The following is a 356-nucleotide window of genomic DNA, read 5'->3' as shown; positions in this document are numbered from 1 at the left end:
CAGTTATGTAGGCGATGTGATGCACAACCCGATAGGCCGCGAATTTAAGCTAATGGGCGACCGACTTAAGTTGGGTGAGTCACCAGAAGTGGTGCTTCAACGATCGTGCAAAAACTACCCCTACCCAGAGTTTCTATTCTTTACCGTGACTATCAGGGCGAATATAGCTCGAGGTGGGCAACTTAAGGGCGTGATGGCGCGGCTGATTAGAGTGCTAGTGGACTCTCGAACGCTAGAGAAAAAGAAAATGGCGATGACTTCGGAAGCTCGAATTTCCGCCAAAATAGTTGCGGCTATTCCTCTGATTTTTATGCTTATTCTCAACTACGTTAATCCCGATAATGTGGAATTTGTTC

Annotated in this window: 1 protein-coding gene; it reads left to right on the top strand. The window is 46.6% G+C overall.

Features of this window, described 5'->3' with window-relative positions:
* The coding region (locus tag AB4512_RS24040; RefSeq protein ID WP_372176004.1) for a type II secretion system F family protein at nucleotides 1-356 on the top strand (356 nt) is incomplete at both ends.

The organism is Vibrio sp. 10N.222.52.B7 (assembly GCF_041474275.1).
In the GTDB taxonomy this organism is placed as follows: domain Bacteria; phylum Pseudomonadota; class Gammaproteobacteria; order Enterobacterales; family Vibrionaceae; genus Vibrio; species Vibrio crassostreae_C.
The sequence above is the reverse complement of the archived record's forward strand: the minus strand, read 5'-3'. Positions and strand labels throughout refer to the sequence as shown.